At 58.8% G+C, this 379-nt stretch carries 1 protein-coding gene; it reads left to right on the top strand.

The features are described 5' to 3' along the window. Positions 1-12 precede the first annotated feature (12 nt). Complete coding sequence (locus EII41_RS13840; protein ID WP_260425610.1) at positions 13-141, top strand: DUF4469 domain-containing protein; 129 nt, start codon at positions 13-15, stop codon at positions 139-141. The last annotated feature ends 238 nt before the right edge of the window (positions 142-379 follow it).

Below are 379 nucleotides of genomic sequence, written 5' to 3'. Positions count from 1 at the left end.
CCCTCGGAGCTGATGATCATCATCCCCGCCCTCCCCGTCGGAACGTATCAGTTGGAAGTCACGACGCAGTTCTCGACCGGAAACAAGTCATTGAAAGAGCCGCGTACAGCGGTGTTCGAGAAACCGCTTTCGGTCAAATAACGGCTATTTGGGAAAGCGGCTTTCCCGGCACGGGGAAAGGTGCTTTCCCAATACTGCGAACGATGCTTTCCCAACGCGGGGAAAGGTGCTTTCCCAACGGCTCACCTCTGTCATTCCGAACGCAGGGGGAGGAATCCCGCCTCGAACGCCTCGGCGTTCGTCTTTCGGCCTCGGGCGGTGAGCCGACGGAGCAGCGAGCAGGGCGAAAGAAAATCAGGCTGTCCGAAGCGAAGCGAGT

It is taken from the genome of Tannerella forsythia, from assembly GCF_003860135.1.
In the GTDB taxonomy this organism is placed as follows: domain Bacteria; phylum Bacteroidota; class Bacteroidia; order Bacteroidales; family Tannerellaceae; genus Tannerella; species Tannerella forsythia_A.
Note: the sequence above shows the minus strand (reverse complement) of the source record. Positions and strands in the feature narration are given on the sequence as shown.